This window comes from Paraburkholderia translucens (assembly GCF_020881035.1).
Lineage (GTDB): Bacteria > Pseudomonadota > Gammaproteobacteria > Burkholderiales > Burkholderiaceae > Paraburkholderia > Paraburkholderia translucens.
This window is the reverse complement of sequence record NZ_JAJITC010000011.1, coordinates 192,835-214,668: the sequence shown is the minus strand read 5'-3', so window position 1 is coordinate 214,668 and position 21,834 is coordinate 192,835. Positions and strand designations below refer to the sequence as shown.

Annotated in this window: 22 protein-coding genes and 1 pseudogene; 13 read left to right on the top strand and 10 right to left on the bottom strand. The window is 65.5% G+C overall.

The features are described from left to right. Positions 1-214: 214 nt before the first annotated feature. From LJ655_RS21015 to LJ655_RS21005, 3 genes and pseudogenes are all read right to left on the bottom strand, one after another. Complete coding sequence (locus LJ655_RS21015; RefSeq protein WP_230563141.1) at positions 215-412, bottom strand: acid-shock protein; 198 nt, start codon at positions 410-412, stop codon at positions 215-217. A 175-nt stretch (positions 413-587) separates the two neighbouring features. Beyond that, positions 588-3,317: pseudogene (metH, locus tag LJ655_RS21010) on the bottom strand (methionine synthase); the annotation flags it as partial. Between the two features lie 68 nt (positions 3,318-3,385). Beyond that, positions 3,386-4,456 (bottom strand): homocysteine S-methyltransferase family protein, encoded by a 1,071-nt coding sequence (locus LJ655_RS21005; protein ID WP_230563139.1) that lies wholly within the window; start codon positions 4,454-4,456, stop codon positions 3,386-3,388. A 113-nt stretch (positions 4,457-4,569) separates the two neighbouring features. Between LJ655_RS21005 and LJ655_RS30130 the strand changes: the two genes are divergently transcribed. After that, positions 4,570-4,692, top strand: a complete 123-nt coding sequence (locus LJ655_RS30130) for a hypothetical protein (RefSeq protein WP_268991606.1) — start codon at positions 4,570-4,572, stop codon at positions 4,690-4,692. 67 nt (positions 4,693-4,759) lie between these two features. Here LJ655_RS30130 and LJ655_RS21000 read toward each other — a convergent pair whose 3' ends face one another. The 4 genes from LJ655_RS21000 to LJ655_RS20985 all read right to left on the bottom strand — a co-directional run bounded on the left by LJ655_RS21000 (position 4,760) and on the right by LJ655_RS20985 (position 8,123). After that, entirely contained in the window at positions 4,760-5,017 is a 258-nt protein-coding gene (locus tag LJ655_RS21000; protein ID WP_230563138.1) for a BTH_I0359 family protein, read from the bottom strand. Positions 5,018-5,136: 119 nt separating this feature from the next. Further along, entirely contained in the window at positions 5,137-5,670 is a 534-nt protein-coding gene (locus LJ655_RS20995) for an alpha/beta hydrolase (RefSeq protein WP_230563137.1), read from the bottom strand. A gap of 151 nt (positions 5,671-5,821) precedes the next feature. Next, the gene (locus LJ655_RS20990) at positions 5,822-7,153 is read right to left on the bottom strand and encodes a DUF3108 domain-containing protein (protein WP_230563136.1); all 1,332 of its coding nucleotides are present in this window, start codon (positions 7,151-7,153) and stop codon (positions 5,822-5,824) included. A 43-nt stretch (positions 7,154-7,196) separates the two neighbouring features. Continuing rightward, positions 7,197-8,123: an IclR family transcriptional regulator gene (locus LJ655_RS20985; protein WP_230563135.1), complete on the bottom strand. Its 927-nt coding sequence runs from the start codon at positions 8,121-8,123 to the stop codon at positions 7,197-7,199. 148 nt (positions 8,124-8,271) lie between these two features. Here LJ655_RS20985 and LJ655_RS20980 point away from each other — a divergent pair, with 148 nt between their 5' ends. From LJ655_RS20980 to rfaE2, 5 genes are all read left to right on the top strand, one after another. Continuing rightward, a complete protein-coding gene (locus LJ655_RS20980; protein WP_230563134.1) occupies positions 8,272-9,255 on the top strand; it encodes a fumarylacetoacetate hydrolase family protein in 984 nt (327 codons plus the stop codon). A 120-nt stretch (positions 9,256-9,375) separates the two neighbouring features. Next, positions 9,376-10,233: an enoyl-CoA hydratase/isomerase family protein gene (locus LJ655_RS20975; protein ID WP_230563133.1), complete on the top strand. Its 858-nt coding sequence runs from the start codon at positions 9,376-9,378 to the stop codon at positions 10,231-10,233. Between the two features lie 82 nt (positions 10,234-10,315). Beyond that, positions 10,316-11,143, top strand: coding sequence for a PhaM family polyhydroxyalkanoate granule multifunctional regulatory protein (locus tag LJ655_RS20970; protein WP_230563132.1), 828 nt, complete (start codon positions 10,316-10,318; stop codon positions 11,141-11,143). A 552-nt stretch (positions 11,144-11,695) separates the two neighbouring features. After that, positions 11,696-12,568 (top strand): ferritin family protein, encoded by an 873-nt coding sequence (locus tag LJ655_RS20965; RefSeq protein WP_230563150.1) that lies wholly within the window; start codon positions 11,696-11,698, stop codon positions 12,566-12,568. A 171-nt stretch (positions 12,569-12,739) separates the two neighbouring features. Further along, positions 12,740-13,222, top strand: a complete 483-nt coding sequence (gene rfaE2 / locus LJ655_RS20960; RefSeq protein WP_230563131.1) for a D-glycero-beta-D-manno-heptose 1-phosphate adenylyltransferase — start codon at positions 12,740-12,742, stop codon at positions 13,220-13,222. Between the two features lie 69 nt (positions 13,223-13,291). Here the strand turns inward: rfaE2 and LJ655_RS20955 are convergent, their stop codons facing one another. From LJ655_RS20955 to LJ655_RS20945, 3 genes are all read right to left on the bottom strand, one after another. Beyond that, the gene (locus LJ655_RS20955; protein ID WP_230563130.1) at positions 13,292-13,531 is read right to left on the bottom strand and encodes a hypothetical protein; all 240 of its coding nucleotides are present in this window, start codon (positions 13,529-13,531) and stop codon (positions 13,292-13,294) included. 117 nt (positions 13,532-13,648) lie between these two features. Beyond that, positions 13,649-14,488 carry a type III pantothenate kinase gene (locus LJ655_RS20950; protein WP_230563129.1) on the bottom strand — a complete coding sequence of 280 codons (840 nt, stop codon included), beginning with the start codon at positions 14,486-14,488 and terminating at the stop codon, positions 13,649-13,651. Then, on the bottom strand, positions 14,485-15,402 hold the full coding sequence (locus LJ655_RS20945; protein ID WP_230563128.1) for a biotin--[acetyl-CoA-carboxylase] ligase: 918 nt from the start codon (positions 15,400-15,402) through the stop codon (positions 14,485-14,487). Before LJ655_RS20945 ends, LJ655_RS20950 begins: the two co-directional genes overlap by 4 nt. 125 nt (positions 15,403-15,527) lie before the next feature. Between LJ655_RS20945 and LJ655_RS20940 the strand changes: the two genes are divergently transcribed. The 7 genes from LJ655_RS20940 (at position 15,528) to LJ655_RS20910 (ending at position 21,550) form a co-directional block, all read left to right on the top strand. Then, positions 15,528-16,658: an MlaE family ABC transporter permease gene (locus LJ655_RS20940; protein WP_230563127.1), complete on the top strand. Its 1,131-nt coding sequence runs from the start codon at positions 15,528-15,530 to the stop codon at positions 16,656-16,658. Then, complete coding sequence (locus LJ655_RS20935) at positions 16,658-17,536, top strand: ABC transporter ATP-binding protein (protein WP_230563126.1); 879 nt, start codon at positions 16,658-16,660, stop codon at positions 17,534-17,536. Before LJ655_RS20940 ends, LJ655_RS20935 begins: the two co-directional genes overlap by 1 nt. Before the next feature lie 46 nt (positions 17,537-17,582). Then, positions 17,583-18,554: an MlaD family protein gene (locus LJ655_RS20930; protein ID WP_230563125.1), complete on the top strand. Its 972-nt coding sequence runs from the start codon at positions 17,583-17,585 to the stop codon at positions 18,552-18,554. Positions 18,555-18,584: 30 nt separating this feature from the next. Further along, positions 18,585-19,211: an ABC-type transport auxiliary lipoprotein family protein gene (locus LJ655_RS20925; protein ID WP_230563124.1), complete on the top strand. Its 627-nt coding sequence runs from the start codon at positions 18,585-18,587 to the stop codon at positions 19,209-19,211. 31 nt (positions 19,212-19,242) lie between these two features. Further along, positions 19,243-20,400, top strand: coding sequence for a VanZ family protein (locus LJ655_RS20920; protein WP_230563123.1), 1,158 nt, complete (start codon positions 19,243-19,245; stop codon positions 20,398-20,400). Between the two features lie 149 nt (positions 20,401-20,549). Continuing rightward, positions 20,550-20,873 carry a (2Fe-2S) ferredoxin domain-containing protein gene (locus tag LJ655_RS20915; RefSeq protein WP_230563122.1) on the top strand — a complete coding sequence of 108 codons (324 nt, stop codon included), beginning with the start codon at positions 20,550-20,552 and terminating at the stop codon, positions 20,871-20,873. A 32-nt stretch (positions 20,874-20,905) separates the two neighbouring features. Next, the gene (locus LJ655_RS20910) at positions 20,906-21,550 is read left to right on the top strand and encodes an alpha/beta hydrolase (RefSeq protein WP_230563121.1); all 645 of its coding nucleotides are present in this window, start codon (positions 20,906-20,908) and stop codon (positions 21,548-21,550) included. The last annotated feature ends 284 nt before the right edge of the window (positions 21,551-21,834 follow it).

Sequence of the window (21,834 nt, the reverse complement as noted above, 5' to 3'; positions counted from 1 at the left end):
GCATCGATCTTGCGCAGCAGGTGGTCCTTCGGCACGAGTTCCTCGAGCGTGACCATCTCGAGTTCGTGCTGCATCGGTGTTGGTTTCTTGAGCATGACGCCCATTAAACGACAAAGCCCGGCGTGTGGCCAGGCTTTGGGGGTACTTTGTCAGCAGTCTGGAGCCCGCTCGCCGCGGGCTCTTTGTCATTCGGACGCCATTGGCGCAGTGCCGGTCATTGGCTCGCCGAGTCCGCCGACCCTGCCGCACCCGGCTTCTTTTTCTGCTTTTTCGCCTTCTTCACGTGCGTCTCTGTCGGCGGCGAGTAGGAGCTGACCGAGCTTGATGCGGTCGGCGCGGCGGGTTGCGCGAGTGCCACGGACATGCCCGTGGCCAGCGAAACAGCGGTCAATAACAGCGTCAGCTTCTTCATATGATTTTCTCCGGTGACGGTTGCAATCTTGGTGAGCCGGCGCGTTGCGGCCGCGCCTGACGGGATGAAAGCCGGGTTAGTCTACAAAGCCGAAATTGCCGTGGCCGCAAATATTCAGTCTTTCGGACTCGATATGGTGGGGAACGCGGGCCGCGCGTTCCGTGCCGGATCGCGCTTACAGCAGCGGCGCCAACGCGCGCTCGGCGTCCGCTTTCGTGAGCGACATCCGTTGCGCGTAGTCGTCGAGCTGATCCGGGCCGATCTTGCCGACCGAGAAATAGGTGCTGTCCGGATGCGCGAGGTAAAAGCCTGACACGCTCGCCGCGGGCAGCATCGCCAGCGATTCGGTCACGCTCATGCCGATTTCGTTCGCCTGCAGCACCTCGAACATGTCGCGCTTGACGAGGTGGTCGGGGCAGGCCGGGTAGCCGGGCGCCGGGCGGATGCCACGGTATTTTTCGGCGATCAGCTCGTCGTTGGACAGGTTTTCGCTGCTCGCGTAGCCCCACAGATCGCGCCGCACGCGTGCGTGCATCGCTTCGGCGAATGCTTCGGCGAAGCGATCCGCGAGCGCCTTCAGCATGATCGCGCTGTAGTCGTCGTGATCCTTCTCGAACTGGCGTTCCTTCACGTCGACGCCAAGACCGGCCGTCACCGCGAACATGCCGATGTAGTCGGCGACGCCCGAGTCCTTCGGCGCGATGAAGTCGGCCAGCGAGCGGTTCGGCCGCATCACGCCGTCGACCACCGGCCGCACGCTCTGTTGACGCAGATTGCGCCACGTCAGCGCGACCTCGGTGCGCGATTCGTCCGTGTAGATTTCGATGTCGTCGTCGTTCACCGTGTTGGCCGGCAGCAGCGCGATCACGCCATTTGCCTGCAACCAGCGGCCCTGAATCAGGCGCGCGAGCATCGACTTGCCGTCGGAGAACACGCGCCGCGCCGATTCGCCGACGATCTCGTCGTTGAGAATCGCCGGATAGGGGCCGGCGAGATCCCACGTCTGGAAGAACGGACCCCAGTCGATATAGTTCGCGAGTTCGTTCAGATCGTAGTTCTTGAATACACGACGGCCGATGAACTTCGGCTTGACCGGCTGGTAGCCGGCCCAGTCGATCTTCGTTTTATTGGCGCGCGCTTCGGCGAGCGTGACCATCGGCTGCGCTTTTTTGTTCGCGTGCTGATCGCGGATGCGGTTGTAGTCCGCGTTCAGTTCGTCGATGTACTTCGCGGCGCCCTCGTCCGACAGCAGACTCGACGCCACCGATACCGAGCGCGACGCGTCCGGAACGTAGACCACCGGCCCTTCGTAATTCGGAGCGATCTTCACCGCGGTGTGCACGCGCGAGGTCGTCGCGCCGCCGATCAGCAGCGGAATCTTTTTTACGCGGAAGTAGTCGTCGCGCTGCATTTCAGAGGCGACATAGGCCATTTCTTCGAGACTCGGCGTGATGAGGCCCGACAGTCCGATAATGTCCGCACCCTCGACCTTCGCCTTCGCGAGGATCTCGCTGCACGGGACCATCACGCCCATGTTGACCACTTCGAAGTTGTTGCACTGGAGCACCACCGACACGATGTTCTTGCCGATGTCGTGCACGTCGCCCTTCACGGTGGCGATGACGATCTTGCCCTTGGCGCGCACGTCGCCGCCGGCCGCCGCAAGCTGGCGCTTTTCTTCCTCGATGAACGGGATCAGATGCGCGACCGCCTGCTTCATCACGCGCGCCGACTTCACGACCTGCGGCAGGAACATCTTGCCCTGACCGAACAGGTCGCCGACGATGTTCATGCCGTCCATCAACGGACCTTCGATCACGTTGATCGGACGGCCGCCGGCGGCGGCGATCTTCGCGCGCACTTCCTCGGTGTCCTCGACGATGAAAGTGGTGATGCCGCCGACGAGCGCATGCGCGAGACGCTTTTCCACCGGCTGGTTACGCCATTCGAGGTTCTCTTCCTTCTTTGCGGCGCCGCTCTTGAACTTGTCGGCGATTTCGAGCAGGCGGTCGGTGCCGTCTTCGCGGCGATTGAGCACGACGTCTTCGACGCGCTCACGCAGTTCCGGATCGAGTTCGGCATACACGCCAAGTTGACCCGCGTTGACGATGCCCATGTCCATCCCCGCCTGGATCGCGTGATAGAGGAACACGGTGTGGATCGCCTCGCGCACCGGATCATTGCCGCGAAACGAGAACGACACGTTCGATACACCGCCGCTCACCTTCGCGTACGGCAGGTTCTGCTTGATCCAGCGCGTCGCCTCGATGAAGTCGACCGCGTAGTTGTTGTGCTCCTCGATGCCGGTCGCGACCGCGAAGATGTTCGGATCGAAGATGATGTCTTCAGGCGGAAAGCCGACTTCGTTGACGAGAATCTCGTACGAGCGCTGGCAAATCTCTTTCTTGCGCGCGAAGGTATCGGCCTGGCCCTGTTCGTCGAACGCCATCACGACACTGGCCGCGCCGTAGCGGCGAATCAGCTTCGCGTGATGAACGAACTGCTCCTTGCCTTCCTTCAGCGAGATCGAGTTGACGATCGCCTTGCCCTGCACACACTTCAGGCCCGCCTCGATCACCTCCCACTTCGACGAGTCGATCATGATCGGCACGCGCGCGATGTCCGGCTCCGACGCGATCAGATTCATGAAGCGCACCATCGCCGCCTTGGAGTCGAGCATCGCCTCGTCCATGTTCACGTCGATCACCTGCGCGCCGTTTTCGACCTGTTGGCGCGCGACGGCCAGTGCTTCGTCGAACTGATTGTTCAGGATCATTCGCGCGAATGCCTTCGAGCCGGTCACGTTGGTGCGTTCGCCGACGTTGATGAAGAGCGTCCCGGACGTGACGTTGAACGGTTCGAGGCCGGCAAGGCGCATGGTGTGATCGGTCATGGCGTGAGTGCGAGTCGGATGCGTGCGTTAAGAGGCGGGCAGGGGCGTGCGAGCGTCGGGGTGAAGTGCGCGAGGCCGGCTCAGGCCGCGTCGCGATACTGTGCCGGCCACTTGCGCGGCTTCAGGTCGGCCAGTGCCTTCGCGATCGCCGCGATGTGTTCGGGCGTCGTGCCGCAGCAGCCGCCCGCGACGTTCACGAGACCCGCTTCGGCGAATTCCTTCAGCAGACCCGAGGTATCGGCGGGCAGTTCGTCGAAGCCGGTGTCGCTCATCGGATTCGGCAGCCCGGCGTTCGGATAGCACGATACATAGGTGTCGCAGAGCTTCGCCAGTTCGGCGACGTACGGGCGCATCAGCGCCGCGCCGAGCGCGCAGTTCAGGCCGAACGTAAGCGGCTTCGCGTGACGCAGCGAATTCCAGAAGGCCTCGACGGTCTGGCCCGACAGAATGCGACCCGATGCATCGGTAACGGTGCCCGAAATCATGATCGGCAGGCGCTCGCCGGTGTCCTCGAACAGTTCGTCGAGCGCGAACAGCGCGGCCTTCGCGTTCAGCGTGTCGAAGATCGTTTCGACGAGGAACAGGTCCGCTCCGCCGTCGAGCAGCGCCTTCGCCTGCTCGTAGTAGGCCGTGCGCAGTTCGTCGAAGGTCACGTTGCGCGCGCCCGGATCGTTGACGTCCGGCGAAATGCTCGCCGTCTTCGGGGTCGGTCCGATCGCGCCGGCGACGAAGCGCGGCTTGTCCGGCGTCGAGTACCTGTCACATGCGGCGCGCGCGAGCTTCGCCGATTCGAGGTTCATCTCGACGGCGAGCGACTCCATGCCGTAGTCGGCCTGCGCGACCGTGGTCGCGCCGAACGTGTTGGTTTCAATGATGTCCGCGCCCGCCGCCAGATATTGCTCGTGAATCTCGGTGATGATCTGCGGCTGCGTGATCGACAGCAGTTCGTTGTTGCCCTTGATGTCGCGCGCGTAGTCCTTGAAGCGCTCGCCGCGATAGCGGGCTTCGTCGAGCTTGTAGCGCTGGATCATCGTGCCCATCGCTCCGTCCAGGATCAGGATGCGTGAGTTCAGCAGCGCGGGCAGCGCTGCGCCGCGCGTGTAGGCGGGCTCGGAGCGGACTGGCGTGGCGGTTTGAGCAGGCTGGGTCATGGCGGACGAGGGCTTGCGCCGGCGTTGGCGGAAAACGTGTCATTGTAGCCGCTGCCGGGCGGATTCGCCCGGCGGGCGGGCCAGGCAGGGCGCGAACGGCAGGATCGAGCGGTATGAACGCGCCGCACGAAGAATTCGGAAATGCGCTAACAAACGAAACCGAGGGCTTTAGCAAAAAAACGGCCCGGCAAGCCAAAGCCTGCCGGGCTGTTTCGCTGCTGCCGACCGCCTGTTGAAACGCGCCGGAAAGCCGCGCGATGCGGTCGTTCGATGTCGCCAAAGCGTTTGCTCGAACTCCTCCGGTTAATGAAGGATCACTGGTTGATGCATCAGGCTGTCGAACTGGCCGAGAAATTCGTCGACCTCGTCGAGCGTCGGCGCGCCTTCGATCAGTTTTTGCACATGCTCGCGAAAATGCGCCGCCATTGCACCGTCGAGGTAGATCTCGCGCTGCATGTTCTTGTCGACAATCTCGTAGCCGCCCGACTTCATGGCCAGCGGACCTTCCTGTGGCGGAAACTCGACGACACAGTAGTTAGGGCTGTTATAGATCATTTGCATGGCGACACTCCTTATTTCCGTTGGGCTCCTGCCCTGCTCTGCATCCTAGGTGGAGCATGCGAGGTGGAATTCAAGGGGTGGGTCCGGACGACGCTAGTAAAAAACTCCGGACCTGACGGTTAGACTCGCCGCTCCAGAAACGATTCAAGCAACGCGGCAAAACGGTGAGATTGCTCGATCGGCGCGAGATGCGCGGCCTCCAGCATTTCGAAGCGGGCGCCCTCGATCGCCTCAGCTATCGCCTGTGTAGCAGCAGGCGGCGTGCCCGTGTCGTGCCGTCCGGCCACCGTCAGCGTCGGACAGCGGATCGCGCCATGCCGTCCGCGCAGGTCGAAATCGCGCAGCGCCTCGCAAGCCATCGCAAAACCTTCCGGGGGCGTGCGCGCAAATGTTTCAATGATCGGCTCGACTGCTTCGGGATGCGCGGCCTGGAAGTCGGGCGTGAGCCAGCGCGCGATCGTCGAAGGCAGGAGCGCCGCCATGCCGTCGCTACGCGCGGTGCGTGCGCGCTGATCCCATAACGGGCGGTTTTCGGACGGGGGATCCCAGATGGAAAGATCGCCGCCCAACTGATGGATGAACGTGAGCCACGGGCCGCCGCCTTCGTTACTCAGCACGTAACGTGTTTCGATACCGTTGATGTTCACTTGCATGCGGACTCCTTCGAAGGAAACGCAGTGAAAAAGCGCGGTGGGTCGCCTCGTTCGCACGAACGGGCGCTCCAATGACGTGCGAGTCAGCGTTGCAAACGAAGTTTCGCCGAAATCGTGCGGATTTGCTCGTGTCAGCCCGTCACGAAACGTGTCACGGTTTGATGATGGAGGGAGCGGTCGAATCGGCCGGCGCGGCGGGTGCGGTGTCGGGCGTCACTGCCGATGCCTCCGCGGGCGCGGGCATCGAAGGAGCGGCAACAGAGGGCGCGGCGGGCGCGGCAGCCGCAGCCGTCGTCGGCGCGCCAGCATTGCCGCCATTGCCACCGTCATGCGGCGTCGCCTCGTCGACATTCAGCTTGCCGCGCCACACCAGTTCGAATTGTGTACCGTTGGGTTCGGTCTGCAGGATGCGCGCGGGCAACCAGCCGAGCGACGGCGCGAGCCACACGTCGATGCGGCGCTGATCGCCATCATGCCGCGGCAGACGCTTGAAATGACGCGTCTCCAGATAGCCCTGCGCCGCGCGGATCGTCTCGTCGCCAATCGTCTCGATCGGCCAGTTCTCGCCGCTATCGGTATCGGCGACGAAAAACTGTCGCGTCACGCCAGGCTTGTAGGCATCCGGGTCGCCGCGAACGAGGCTGGCGAGTTGCATCACGACGCTGAAGCGGTCCTGCGCACCGTCGGGCAACGGCAACGTGGACGGCGTGCGCGTGAAGCCGATTTTTCTGTCGTTGCGATTGAAGATCGCGATGTCTTCCGCGCGACGACCGCGCTTTTCGCTGTACTTCGCCGGCGCCAGGCCGAACGCATCGATTGCGCCGTGGCTCGAGAACACGAACGGACCGACGAACGGCAGCGGCACCGACACGATCATTTCGTAGCCTTGTGCGTTGCTCGCCCAATGGATCGTGCCAGGCGCGTTGCGCACGCCGTTGTAGAACGTGTCGTAGTCGAGTTCGGCCGACGGCGGCACTGAAAACTGCACGCCCTTCGATGCTTGCGGCGAGCTCGCCGCGGCAGGCGCGCTCGGTGCGGTGGCGCCTGTGTTTGCACTGGGCGATGCCTTCGCGCTCGCGGCGGCGGGCGGCGCGCTAGCCGCCACTTCCGAGGCGGGCGCGAGCGCCGGCTCGTTCGGTTTGGCGGATTGCAAGGCCGTCAACACATGCCGCTCGCGCGGCGGACTCGCCTTGGGCTGACGCGCGGGTGCAGGCGCGGGCGCATGCGGTGCCGGGGCGGGCGGTTGCGCCGGTTGACGCTCGACCCTTTGCGGTGTCAGCAGCGCGACCTGCACGGGCACATGCTCGTGTTCCCCCGGATTCAGATTTAGGAGGGTGCGCTCGAACCATTGCGCCGCGATCCAGTGCACGACCGCCACCGCTACGAGCACCGCGATCCAGCGCCACGCGCGCGCACCGCGGGATGTCCCGCTGCCAAAAGGTGGCAGGCGATCCTGACGGCGGGTGGCGGAAGCAAAATCCATTGGCGCTTGAATCCGTGAGAGGTTGAAAGGACAGCCTCGTAAATCAGCCGTTTTCGTTACGCGGCGTGGCGCTATAGCCGAGTTCGTACGACAGCTTGTGCGCGCATTCGCGCAACGCGATATCGATCTCGCCGCCCCAGCGAATATCGAACGCGCCTTCATGGCCGAGCGCGACGAGACCGAGCGCGAGTTCGCCCGTCGAATCGAACACCGGCATGCAGAACGCGTGGATGGTCGGCAGCAACATGCCTTCGACGCGCGCGGCCTCGCGCTGGCGCACCTCGGCGAGCAGCTTGTCGACGTCTTCGCGGGTGCGCGGCGCACCGCCATACGACGAGCGCCGCGAGTCGGCGAGCTCGCGCTCGAGCATCGCAGCGGTCTTGCCGGGCGGCAGGTAGGCCGCGAACAGCAGGCCGCTCGCGGAGCCGAGCAAGGGCATCACGTCGCCGAGTTTCAATGATGCCTTGGCCGGATAGCTCGATTCCATCCAATGCACCATCGTCGGTCCCTGATTGCCCCACACCGCGATGCCGACCGTCAGATCGAGCCGGTCGCGCAGTTCGGCGAGCGCGATGCGCGCGAGCTTCACGCCGTCGACGCGCGCAAGCCGCGCGAGTCCCAACTGCAACGCGAAGCCGCCGAGTTCGTAGCGACCCGACAGCGGGTCCTGTGCGACCACGCCGAGGCGCAGAAAACTGACCAGATAGCGATGCGCCTTCGCCGGACTCATGCCCGCGCGGTGCGCGAGATCGCGCAACATCATCGCGCGCGGTTCGTGGGTCAGCACGTCGAGCAGCCTGAAACCGACCTCGATCGACTGGATGCCCGAGCGCGGTTTTTCTTCGCCGGGTTCGCCGGTTTCATCGTCGGCGCGGGTTGTATCGATGGCGTGGGCGGCGTCTAGCAGCGCGTCGGCGGGCGATGGGCCGGTGCGGGTGCGGATCGAGCCGGAGCGGGCGTTGGCGGGCATGTGCAAAAGGCGCGGGCGGCGCGTTCTGTAATCGTTATGACGGCGGTTTCAATGAGAACGACGACGAACACGCAGATACTGGGCCGCGCCGATTCACCATCGTAGAATAGATTCCCTCCATCGTCACTAACACATGGTTCACAGCTCTATGAAACTTGCCTCGCTGAAGGACGGCACGCGCGACGGTCAACTGATCGTCGTGTCCCGCGACCTGCACACCGCGGCCATCGCCGACACGATCGCGCCCACGCTGCAGCGCGTGTTCGACGACTGGGCCTTCTACGCGCCGCAACTGCACGACCTCTATGACGCGCTCAATCAGGGCCGCGCGCGCAACAGCTTTTCGTTCGACGCGAAGGAGTGCATGGCGCCGCTGCCGCGCGCGTTCCAGTGGGCCGACGGCTCGTCGTACGTGAACCACGTCGAGCTCGTGCGGCGCGCGCGCGGCGCGGAAATGCCGCCGGAATTCTGGACCGACCCGCTGATGTACCAGGGCGGCAGCGACGACTTCATCGGTCCGCGCGACGATGTCGTGTGCGCATCGGAAGAGTACGGCATCGACTTCGAGGCCGAAGTCGCGGTCATCACCGCCGACGTGCCGATGGGTGCGACACCCGAGCAGGCGCTGCGCGGCGTGCGGCTGGTTACGCTCGTCAACGACGTGTCGCTGCGCAACCTGATCCCCGCGGAACTCGCGAAGGGCTTCGGCTTTTTCCAGAGCAAGCCGGCTACGTCGTTCGCGCCTGTCGCGGTGACGCCCGACGAACTCGGCGAACACTGGCGCGAAGGCCGCCTGCATCGGCCGATGATCGTCCACTGGAACGGCAGGAAGGTCGGCCAGCCCGACGCGGGCACCGACATGGTGTTTCACTTCGGTCAGCTGATCGCGCATGCGGCGAAGACGCGCAATCTGCGTGCCGGTTCGATCGTCGGTTCGGGGACGGTGTCGAACAAGGACGCGAAGCGCGGCTACTGCTGCATCGCCGAGAAGCGCTGCCTCGAGACGATCGAGCAGGGCGCGCCGCAGACCGAGTTCATGAAATACGGTGACACCGTGAAGATAGAAATGCTCGACGAGGCGGGCAAGTCGATTTTCGGTGCGATCGAGCAGAGCATCGCGCCGCTCGAATGAAGCGCGGCGGTGTCGCGGTCATGCTTTGATACGGCGGTCCGCACGAAATCCATCAGCCGCATTGGAATGGGTCGCGACGTTCCGCTCGCAGCCTGACGAATCTTATACGGACTGCTCATCATGTCTCAGCCATCGCAACCGAACGACGCGTACTACGCGCACTACCACTCGCTGCGTTTGCGGCGTCATCCGCACGGCGTGCTCGAAGTCGTGATGAGCGGCGAGGGCGCGAATAAAAGCGGGCTTGCGACCGCGAACGAGCGCATGCATTACGAACTCGCGGAGATCTGGCGCGACATCGATCGCGATCCCGATACGCGTGTTGCGATCATTCGCGGCGAGGGCAAGGGCTTTTCGGCTGGCGGCGACCTGCAACTCGTCGAAGACATGGCGAATGACTTCGACGTGCGCACGCGCGTGTGGCGCGAAGCGCGCGACCTCGTCTACAACGTGATCAACTGCGGCAAGCCGATCGTGTCGGCGATGCACGGTCCGGCGGTCGGCGCGGGGCTCGTTGCGGGGCTGCTCGCCGATATCTCGATCGCGGCTAAGACGGCGCGCATCATCGACGGACATACACGGCTCGGTGTCGCCGCGGGCGATCATGCGGCGATCGTTTGGCCGTTGCTGTGCGGGATGGCGAAGGCGAAGTACTACCTGTTGCTGTGCGAGCCGGTGAGCGGCGAGGAGGCGGAACGCATCGGGCTCGTGTCGATCGCCGTCGACGAAAGCGCTCTGCTGCCGAAGGCATTCGAAGTCGCGCGCAAGCTCGCCGACGGTTCGCAGAGCGCCATCCGCTGGACCAAGTACGCGCTGAACAACTGGCTGCGCTCGGCGGGCCCGGCGTTCGATACGTCGCTCGCGCTCGAATTCATGGGCTTCGCGGGGCCGGACGTGCGCGAGGGCGTGAGCTCGTTGCGCGAGCGGCGTGCGCCGGATTTTGGCGCAAGCGATCCGCACCAGCACAAACGATCGTGATGCCACGCCCCGCACGGTATGATCGAATCAACGCGCGCGGCTGCGCGCATCCCCCACATTTTCATGCACCGAGGCGACAAGCATGACCGACACCACTGGCGCCACGCCGCCCTTTTCCGGCTTTCCTGGTTTCCCGCCCGCTGAAATGCTCGATCGCATGTGGAGCATGATTCGGCTGTCGCCATTCGGTGCTGCCATGACGGGCGCGCAGCCGGCTGGCGACACGAATCCTTCGCTGTCGATGATGTCCGACATGATGGCGCCGCTCGCGAGCGTCGAAGAGCTCGACAAGCGCATCACCGACATGCGCGCGGTCGAGCAATGGCTGAAGCTGAATCTGAGCATGCTGCAGTCGGCGATTCAGGCACTCGAAGTGCAGCGCGCCACGCTCGCGACGCTGCGCGCGTTCGGCGCGTTCGCGCAATCGTCGATGTCGCAGGCGGCGGCTGGCGGGTCGAGCTCCGCCGCGAGCGGCGCATCGAGTGCTGCTGCGAGCCCCGCGCCGGCGCCGAGCTGGACGAAGCCGGCCGAGCCCACGCCAGAGAGCGCCACGCCGGCGGATAGCGATGAAGAAGAAGCGCCCGCCGCACCCGCTTTCGATGCATCCGCGTGGTGGAATCTGCTGCAATCGCAGTTCAATCAAATCGCACAGTTCGCGATGACGCAGCCGTCCGTCGCGGTTGCCGCGGCGGGCGGGGGCACGCAGGGCAAGCCGCAACAGTCGAACGCCGCCGAAGCGTCGGGCGTCGACACGCCGGGCGTCGATACGCCGGGCGTCGACACGCCGGGCGTCGACACGCAGAACTCGAAGAATGCCGGCAAACGGCCAGCCGCGAAGCGCGCAGCGACATCGACGAGGCGTGTGGCCGGCGAAGGCACGCGCGCGGCAGCGCCGAAGAAGACCTCCTGAATGAGCGGTGCGGTCACCGCGCTCGCACCCGGCGTGACCGCGAGCGATGGCCCCCCCGTTTTTGGCCCCATCCCGGCGCCACGATTTCCGCCCCGCGCCTACCGCCGACTCTATTGAGCGAAGTCAACGCCACAGCGCGCTCGCCCCGCTTCTGCCACGGGTTTGGTGGGGTGCGCGTGCTATCATTGCGTAAGTTTTATCTGGCTTTGGGACGTGCGCTGAGAAGAACCAATCCCACGGCCCTCGCGTCATTCGCCGCCGGCACGACCGGCGCAAGGCTTGACGGTGCGGTTGTCGACCCAGACTGGCTCGACTTCAGGCACAGGGTATCCCTCATACATGGTTGGCTGCGGCGCCTGACTCACGCTTCAAGCGCCAATTCAAAAGCCCGGAGTTCTTTGCCGCCCGATGCTTCTGGGCGGCTGGTTAGCGCGTAAAATTGAATACTTGGCCGATAAACGGCACGCCCGTTCGTCGTAGGTAAAAACGGCTACACGTAGCAGCAACAGACACACACAGTATGTGCAGAACAGGGGTGGGACTATGAACACCATGCTTTATCCGGAACTTTATAAATCGCTCGAATCCGTTCGATGGGACATGGAGAAGGACATTCCCTGGGACAAATTCGATGCATCGCTGTTGACCGACGAGCAGGCCGCGACGATCAAGATGAACGCGATCACCGAATGGTCGGCGTTGCCCGCCACGGAAATGTTTCTGCGTGACAATCATCACGACAGCGATTTCTCCGCGTTCATGAGCGTGTGGTTCTTCGAGGAGCAGAAGCATTCGCTGGTGCTGATGGAGTATCTGCGCCGCTTCAAGCCGGAACTGGTCCCGACCGAAGAAGAGCTGCACGCGGTGCGCTTCGAGTTCGATCCCGCGCCGCCGCTCGAAACGCTGATGCTGCACTTCTGCGGCGAAATCCGCCTGAATCACTGGTACCGCCGCGCTGCCGAATGGCACACCGAGCCGGTCATCAAGCACATCTACGAAACCATCTCGCGTGACGAAGCGCGCCACGGCGGCGCGTATCTGCGCTACATGAAGAAGGCGATGGCGCAAACCGGCGACATCGCGCGGGCCGCGTTCGCGAAGATCGGCGTGTTGATGGCGTCGGCGCGCCGCACCGAAAAGCCGCTGCACCCCACCAACCTGCACGTGAACCAGGCGCTCTTCCCGCGTGACACGATCCAGTCGCGTCTGCCGGACCCGGAATGGCTCGAGCGCTGGCTCGACGAGCAGATCCGTTTCGACGACGGTTGGGAAAAGAAGGTCGTCGAGCGCATTCTGCACAACCTGTCGCTGCTGTTCGAGCGCACGTTCAACACCGCGCAGGAACTGAACCGCTATCGCAAGGAAGTGGTCGCGCGCCTGCAAGCCGCGGATCAGAGCCACCCGGCGCAACAGCAGCCGGCATAACGGTTCGGGCGTCGACGTCGGCGCCGTGATCCGGCGGTTTCAGTACAGCTTCAATAGACGGTCCGGCAGGCGCGAGCTTGCCGGACCGTTTTGCGTTGCGCCGTCCGGCGTGTATCGTGACGGCATTTTTGCATTCCTCTTTCCGTAACTCGGCAACTCTGTGACTGTGCGATGACCGCTATCTTTGAACGCAAGATTCTGACGCGCGATGCCCTGGTGAAACTGCGTCCTTCGCTGCGCGCGCCCGTCGTGTTTACGAACGGCGTGTTCGATATCCTGCATCGCGGTCACGTGACCTATCTGGCCGACGCGAAGGCGCTGGGCGCGTGCCTGATCGTCGGGGTCAACAGCGACGCGTCGGTGCGGATGCTCGGCAAAGGGGACGACCGTCCGATCAACAACGAGGCCGACCGCATGGCCTTGCTCGCGGCGCTGGAAAGCGTCGACTACGTGGTGGGCTTCGGCGAGCAAACGCCGGTCGAGCTGATTTCCGCACTGCGCCCGGACGTGCTCGTGAAGGGTGGCGACTACGACATGGATGCGCTGCCTGAATCGGCGCTCGTGCGCGGCTGGGGCGGCAAGGCGCTCGCGATTGCGTTCGAGCACGATCGCTCGACGACCGCGCTGTTGAAGAAGGTGCGGGCACAGGGTTGACGCTGCTGATTGCCACGGCAAAGCGCGGCGGACTGCCGGACAACTAACCGCACACGTGGCTAGCCTCCGTTACTGCGGCAACTCCGAGGTCGAAATCCGCGCCTGCGGCGCGGGTCCGCCGACCACCGCCTGATCGGCCGCATCGGCGGCGCTGACCGGCCGCACCTTCAGCCAGTCCGGATGAATCTGGCGGTTCAGAAGATCCGGCTGGCGGGCGCCGGCGGTCAGTGCCGGACCGAATGCGCCACGCAGCGCGACGAAAGCCAGCACGTTGAGAACAATCAGAATGGCGATCGGCCAGCGAAGCATCGTGAGTGTTTCCAGTTCAGGAAGAAGTTGAGCCGGGGGCGTGAGGGTCAAGCGCCGGCGCGTAAGGCGGCGGCAGCAATAGGCGCGCGAGTCACACGCACGTCACGCGCCTGGCAGTCAGACACGCTGCCGCGCCGTATCCTCGGCGGCGATCAGCGCAAGCCCCGACAGCACCAGCGAATCGTGGCGAGTATGCGGCACTTTCAGCGCGCTCGCCACTTCGTCGGCGGCGCCGCCGCTGACCACGAGACGCACCGGCACCTGCCACTCGTCCTGCAGATCGCGCCACATCCGTTCGATCAATCCCGCCTGCGCCAGCGTGCAGCCCGCCGATAGCGAGTGCGGCGTATCCGTTGCGAAGAACGGACCGCGACGGGCGGCACGAGCGGCGTCGGCCGCGTCGAGCAGACCGCGCGCGCGCGCGCCGTCGAGCGTCGGCAGTTGCGCGGTGTGCTCGCCGAGCGAGCGCATCATCAGCGTCCAGCCCGGCGCTATCAAGCCGCCGATAAACGCGCCGTCCGCGCGCAACGCTTCGAGCGTCGTCGCGGTGCCGAAGGTCGCGAGCAGCAGATGTTCGCCGGGAAAGGCCGCGTGTGCGCCGATCATGCCGGCCCAGCGGTCGCTGCCGAGCGAGTGCGGTGTCGTGTAGCAATTGGTCACGCCGCATTGGCGCGCGCTCGCGCGGATCGTCGTGAGCGGCAGTTGCGGCCAATGCGCCTCGACGAGCGCGGCGACGTGCCTCGCAATCTCCGCGCCCGCGACGTTCGAGAGCCATGCGCCGCATGGCGTCGGCAAGTTGGCCCACTCGCGTTGCGAGCCAGACCGCGTGGGTGGCGCGGTCACATCGTCATGCGCGAGCGCGCCGCTCGCCAACTGCGTCCCGTCCGGCTGTACCAGCGCCCACTTGATCCGGCTATTGCCCGCGTCGATCAGCAGATAAGGCGCGAGCCCTGTCATGCGGCACCGTCGGCTAGGCGCAGCGACACGTCGCCGGACGCGATACGTTGGCGGCCGGCGGCCGTGTCCAGCAGCAGTTGGCCTCGTTCATCGACGCCCGCCGCCACGCCGCGCGCAAGCTCCTCGCCTTGCTCGAGCAGCACGACGTCACGGCCCGCGTACGCGTGCACCGCGTTCCAGCGCGACTGGAACGGCGCGAAGCCCTCGGCGCCGAAGCGCTGCAGCATCGGCTCGAGCGCGCTCAGCTCGGCGGCGAGCGTGTCGGTCAGATTCGCGTTGGGCAGCGCGCGCTGCAACGCGGTGGGTGCCGTGCCGCGTGCCTGCGGCGGCACCTCGGCGTTCAGCGTGCCGACCTGCGCCGCCAGTTCATCGGCGCCCTTTACGTTGGTGCCGATGCCGATCACGACTGCGCTTGCGTCGTCGGTGCTCCACGCGGTTTCGATCAGGATGCCGGCGAGCTTGTCGCCTTCGAGCAGCACGTCGTTCGGCCACTTCAGTGCAATCTGTCCCGGACCGGCGACCGGCAAAGAGCGCAGCCCGTCGACGAGCGCGACGCCCACCGCGAGGCTCAAGCCCGCCAGCCCCTCGAGCGGTCGTGGCAAGACGCAGGCGACGGAAAACAGCAGCGCGTTGCCTGGCTCCGCGTACCACGGACGTCCACGGCGCCCGCGCCCGGCCGTCTGCAGATACGCGACGCGCACGATCGGCCGCGGCAGCGCGTTGGCGCGGCGCGGCAGTGCTTTTACGCGGGCCATCAGGTCGGCGTTGGTCGAACCGGTTTCCTCGACGATTTCGATGGGCCAGTCGTGCGCGTGCGCACCGAACAGCTTGACCGCGCGTTCGCGATCGATGCGCCAGTCAGTGCCGGCGCTTGCCCCTGTGGGCGGGGAGGTGGGAATCTTGGAAGCACTCATGTCTCATATTGTAGCGACAGCAAGGCTGATCGGGACGCGACGCGGACCCGTGTGGATCAGTGCGGACCGGCGGCCGAGCCTTCGTTACAATGGCCCGTAATCCGACAACCAGATTCACGCGATCCTTGAACCACGACACTCCGCCGGCCCTTGAAGTCGCGGCCGGCAGCCAAGGCAAGATCGTCCGTCTCTCGGGCCAGTGGACGGCGCTCGCGCTCGCGCGCGATCGTGAAACCGGGCACGTGATTCCGCTGCTGCGTTCGCTGACCGGCGCGCAAGGCATCGGCGAATGGGACCTGTCGCGCGTCGACCGGATGGACCATGTCGGCGGCCAGGCGCTGTGGCGCGTGTGGGGCCGCAGGTTGCCGCCCGGCACCGCGCTCACCGACACGCAGCGCGACATCTTCGAGCGCATCGCGCTGCTCGACACCGTGCGCGAGAGCGCCGAGCCGGTCACGCGCTTCGATCCGTTCACGCGTCTCGGCCTCGGAATCTTCTCGTTTCTCGACCATATGCAGGGTGGCGTCACGATGCTTGGGCGCGTGGTGCTCGATCTGCTCTCGATCGCCCGCAAGCCGAAGCTCACGCCGTGGACCGAAATCTCCGCGAACATCTACAACGCCGGCGCCCGCGCGCTGCCGATCACCGCGCTCGTCGCGTTCCTGATCGGCATCGTGCTGAGCTATCTGTCGGCACAACAATTGCGCATCTTTGGCGCTAACCAGTTCATCGTCAATATTCTCGGCCTCGCGGTGATTCGCGAGCTCGGCCCCGTCCTGTCGGCGATTCTGGTGGCGGGCCGCTCGGGCTCGGCGATCACCGCGCAGATCGGCGTGATGCGCGTCACCGAGGAGCTCGACGCGATGCGCGTGATGGGCATTCCGCACGGGCTGCGGCTGATCCTGCCTCGCGTGATCGCGCTGGCCGTCGCGATGCCGCTGCTGGTCATGTGGACCAACATCATCTCGCTGACGGGCGGCGCGCTCGCCGCGAAGCTCGTGCTCGGCATCGAAATGAGCTTCTTCGCTCGGCAGCTCCCGAGCGTGGTGCCGATCGCGAATCTGTGGATCGGCCTTGGCAAGGGCGCGGTGTTCGGTATGCTGATCGCGATCGCGGGCTGCCATTTCGGCTTTCGCATCAAGGCCAATTCGCAAAGTCTCGGCGAAGGCACGACGACCTCGGTGGTGACGTCGATCACCATCGTGATTCTCGCGGACGCGGTGTTCGCGATCCTCTTCCAGAACGTGGGGCTCTGATGATCGCGCCTCTGACCGAAGCCGTGCGCGGCCAACCCGCGCCGTCGATTGCCGAGCCCGTGATCGAGGTGATCGACATCACCAAGCGCTACGGCCGCAACATCGTGCATCAGCATTTGAGCTTCGACGTGCGCCGTGGCGAGATCGTTTCGGTCGTCGGCGGCTCGGGCTCGGGCAAGACCACGCTGGTGCGGCAGATTCTCGGGCTCGAACGGCCATCGAGGGGCACCATCAAGCTGTTCGGTGAAGACCTCTCGAGCGTCTCGCCTGAAACCGCGCTGCTGATGCGCAGCCGCTCCGGCATGCTGTTCCAGCGCGGCGCGCTGTTCTCGTCGCTGTCCGTGTTCGACAACGTCGCGCAACCGGTGCGCGAGCTCGGCACGGTGCCCGAAGAACTGCTGCGCGACATCGTGATGCTGAAGCTCGAAATGGTCGGGCTGCCCTGCAAGCATGCGTCGAAGATGCCGGCGGCGCTCTCGGGCGGCATGATCAAGCGGGTCGGCATCGCGCGCGCGATCGCGCTCGAACCCGAGGTGCTGTTTCTCGACGAACCGACCGCCGGTCTCGACCCGCAGGCGTCCGAAGAATTCGTCGAGCTGATCTCCGGGCTGCATCGCGCGCTCGGTCTGACCGTCGTGATGATCACGCACGATCTCGACACGATGGTGTCGCTCTCGACACGCGTGGCTGTGATCGCCGATCGCAAGGTGCTCGTCAACGCGCCGGTCGAGGAGGCGGCGGGTGTCGACCATCCGTTCATCCGCGAATATTTCCTTGGCCTGCGCGGGCGCCGCGCGCTGCAGGCGCTGCCGCCGGAGCGCCGCGCGAAGCTGCCGCAGGCGGCGCTCGAACCGGCATCGTCCGAGTTGCCGCTTTGAAGCCGGCAGACACGAACCGGGCCGCAATGAACCAGGAAAACTGACAATGGAAAACAAAGCGCATGCGTTCTGGGCCGGGCTCTTCACGGTCATGCTGACGGCGGCGATCGGGCTGGCCGCGTATCTGTTCAACGTCGATCGCACCGTGCGGGTGCCGTACGACCTGATCGCGCGCACCAACGTGACCGGCCTCTTCGTGGACGCCGCGGTGCGCTTTCGCGGGCTCGACGTCGGCCGCGTGCAGTCGATCAAATTCGATCCCGCGCATCCGGGGCAGATTCTGATCCGCATCAATGTCGATGAGCACGCGCCGATCACGCATTCGACGTTCGGCAGCCTCGGGCTGCAGGGCGTGACCGGCATCGCGTTCATCCAGCTCGACGATACCGGACGCGACCTGACGCCGTTGCCGTCGTCGGTGCAGCACGTGGCGCGATTGCCGATGCGCCCAGGCCTGCTCGATCAGTTGCAGCAACGCGGCGACGTGCTGCTGCGCAAGCTCGAAAAAGTCACCGACAACGTGAACGACATGCTGTCACCGGAAATGGTCGAGCAGTTGCACGAAACGGCGGCGAGCATTGCGCAGGCGGCCTCGGGCGTCGCGACGTTGACTCGCCAGCTGGGGCCCGTCGCCGGTAAGCTGCCCGGCACGGTCGACGAGCTGAACCGGACGCTCGCGTCGACCAACCAGATGATCACGAATCTGCAGCGTCCGGACGGGCCGCTCGTGCGCAATCTGAACAAGGCAGGCACGGCGGCGCAGCAGGCGGGCGACGCGCTCGCGCAGATGAACGTGTCGCTGCAGGACCTGTCGGCGAGGGTCGGCTACGAGACGCTGCCGCGCGTGAATTCGCTGACCGATGACGTGCGCTCGGCGGCACAGTCGATCGACCGCGCCGCCGATACCTTCAGCACCAATCCGCGCAGCGTGCTGTTCGGCGCGCCGCGCGCGGCGCCGGGTCCGGGCGAGTCTGGTTTCACGTGGCCCGCCGCTGCCGCCGCGCCCGCAGCGCACTAAATCCGCAGGCCAGAACAGAGGAAGATGCCCATGTCACGCTCGATTCACCGACTGTTGTCCTCGCGCGCCGCGCTCGCGGCGCTGCTCGCGTTCGGCGCGCTGGCGGCGGGCTGCGCGGGCACGTCCGCGGTGGTGTCGGACATCCGCTACGACTTCGGACCGCCGCCGCAGCACGCGACCGCGAGCCGGCTGCCAGCCGTCAAGGTGCTCGAGGTCAGCGCGCCGCCCGTGCTCGAATCGGACCGGCTGATCTATCGGCTGAGCTATGCCGACGCGCAGCAGACGGCCCCCTATGCGAACAGTCACTGGACGATGATGCCGTCGCAACTATTGACGCAGCGCCTGCGCGACGCGCTGAGCACGCACGGCACCGTACTGACCGGCGCCGACGGCGTGAGCGCGCCGGTGCTGCGGGTCGATCTGACCGAGTTCGAGCAGGTGTTCGAGAGCCAGACGACCAGCCACGGCGCCATCACCGCGCGCGCGACGCTGATCCAGGGCGGCAAGGTGATCGGTCAGCAAACCTTCGTCGCGAGCGCGCCGGCGCATTCGGCGGATGCGGCCGGCGGCGCGCGGGCGCTTGCCGCGGCCAGCGACGACCTCGTCGCGCAGATCACCACGTGGCTCGGCTCGCAGGCGCTGGTCGCCGCGCAATGACGGGCGGGCAGCGCACGCCACGGAGCGCTGCATGAGCGATCGCGCGTGGCTGCGCCGCCCGTCGGCGTTGGCCCGTCAGGCGCTGCTGCTGTACACGGCGCTGATCGTCTACGGTTCGTGGTATCCGTTTTCCGGCTGGCGCTCGCTCGGCATCGCGCCGTTTGCCTATCTGTTCGATCCGATGCCGCAGTACCTGACGGCGTTCGACGTCGTCACCAACGTGCTCGGCTATATGCCGTTCGGCGCGCTGGTGGTGCTCGCGGTGTATCCACGCTGGCGCGGCACGCCGGCCGTGGCGCTCGCATTCGTATTGGGCGGCCTGTTGTCGGGCACGATGGAAGCGGTGCAGACGTATCTGCCGACGCGCGTCGCCTCCAATCTCGATCTCGCCGCCAATACGCTCGGCGCGCTCGTCGGCGCGGCGATGATGTCGCCGCTGACCGGCGCGCTGCTCGATCGGGGCCTGCTCAGGCGTCTGCGCTGGCTGTGGTTCGAGCGTGACCATGCGGCGCTCGCGTGCCTCGTCGCCGCGTGGCCGTTTGCGACGATGTATCCGGCGCCGCGGCTGTTCGGTCTCGGCAATTGGCCGCGCGCACTGTGGCTGAGCGTCGATCCGGCCACGCAGGACGCGCTGCTCGCATGGACGCCGTCCGCGTGGCAGGTCGGCGCATGGCCGGTGGCGGCCGCCGCGTGGCTACCGGACGCCACGTGGGAAGCATTGATCACGACACTTAACCTGTTCGCGGCGCTCGCGCTTGCGTCGCTGCCGGCGCGCCGTCATGCGCCGCGCGTGCGGCTGGTCTTCGTGTTCATCGCGGCGACCTTGTGCGTGAAGGCCGGCGCGACGTTCCTGCAATCGCAATCGGGCCTCGCGTTCGACTGGGCGACGCCCGGCGCGTTGCTCGGACTCGTGTGCGGCACCGTCGCGGCGCTCGTCGCGCTGCCGCTGCGGCGGCGCGTGCGCGCGTCCCTCGCGGGGGGCGCGCTCGTCGTCGCGCTCGTGTTCGTCAATCTGCTGCCGGTGAATCCGTATTTCGACGTCGTGCTCGCCGACTGGCGGCAGGGGCGTTATCTGCATTTCAATGGGCTCATGCGCTGGCTTGCGTGGATGTGGCCCTATGCGGCGCTGGGGTGGCTCGCGTTCGCGGCGGAGCGGGCGTGGCTGAAGCGGCGCGCGAAACCGGTGTGATGGGCATGGGCGCCGCTCGCCTGGCCCCGGCGCATCCATAGGCCGGTCGCTATAATCGTCCGCACGTCGGGCGCCTCTCTTCACATATGACCGTGCGGTAACGGCGCTCTTGCATCTCCTTTCAGCCGTGCTTTGCTCCCCCTGACACCATGAACTCCTTCTACAAGCACCACGTCTTCTTCTGTCTGAATCAGCGCGAACCCGGCGCCGAGCGTCCGAGCTGCGCGAATTGCAACGCGCAGGCGATGCAGGAGTACGCAAAAAAGCGTGTGAAACAGCTCGGCCTCGCCGGTCCAGGCCAGGTGCGCATCAACAAGGCCGGCTGCCTCGATCGCTGCGAGCTGGGCCCGACGCTTGTCGTCTATCCCGAGGCCGTCTGGTACACCTACGTCGATGAAAGCGACATCGACGAGATCGTCGAATCGCATCTTGCCAATGGCAAGGTCGTCGAGCGTCTGAAGATCGATCAATAACGCGAACCACGAAACGATCCACAGGCATCCTGATGAACGTCAACACGAAGAAGTATCTGATCGACGGCCCGGTCGGCAAGATCGAGGTCGCGCTGGACCTGCCCGACGAGGTGCGCGAAAAAGGCGCCGCACCACGCGGCATCGCGCTCGTCGCGCATCCGCATCCGCTCTTTGGCGGGACGATGGACAACAAGGTCGCGCAGACGCTCGCGCGCACGCTCGTGCAACTGAACTACGTCACGTATCGGTCGAATTTTCGCGGCGTCGGCCAGACCCAGGGCGAGCACGACGCGGGTATCGGCGAGCGCGACGATCTGTACGCGGTGCTCGAGCACATGCGCGCCGATGTGAACTACGGCGATCTGCCGCTCGTGCTCGCGGGCTTTTCGTTCGGCACCGTGGTGCTGTCGCACGTCGCGGCGAAGCTGCGCGACGAAGGGCGGGAGATCGAGCGCATCGTGTTCGTCGGTACCGCGGCGAGCCGCTGGGACGTCGCGCCGGTTCCCGGGAGCACGCTCGTGATTCACGGCGAAGTCGACGAGACCGTTCCCATTCAATCCGTTTACGACTGGGCGCGTCCGCAGGAATTGCCGATCGTCGTGATTCCGGGCGCCGAGCATTTTCTGCATCGCAAGCTGCATATCCTGAAGCGGATCATCGTCGACGCCTGGCGCTGAGACACGCGTCGCGCGCGTTTTGCGCGGGACAGGTGCGCGCAAACGTGTGCAAATCGACGACACACGCGCAAACCTGACCAAGTTGCGCGCGTATAATGAGCGCTCTTTTTTTGGGCACAGCGCCGGCCATCCGGCAGATTCGCGCGCCGCGAGGTCGTTTCGCGAGACAGCGCGGCCGGGCGCGCAGCGCTGTGCTCGCGAACCGATTGCGTCGCCGTCAGTCCAACGGGCGCCGCGCCGTTTTACGGCCAGATGCCTTGTCGACCGGCTCCCCCAACTCAGCG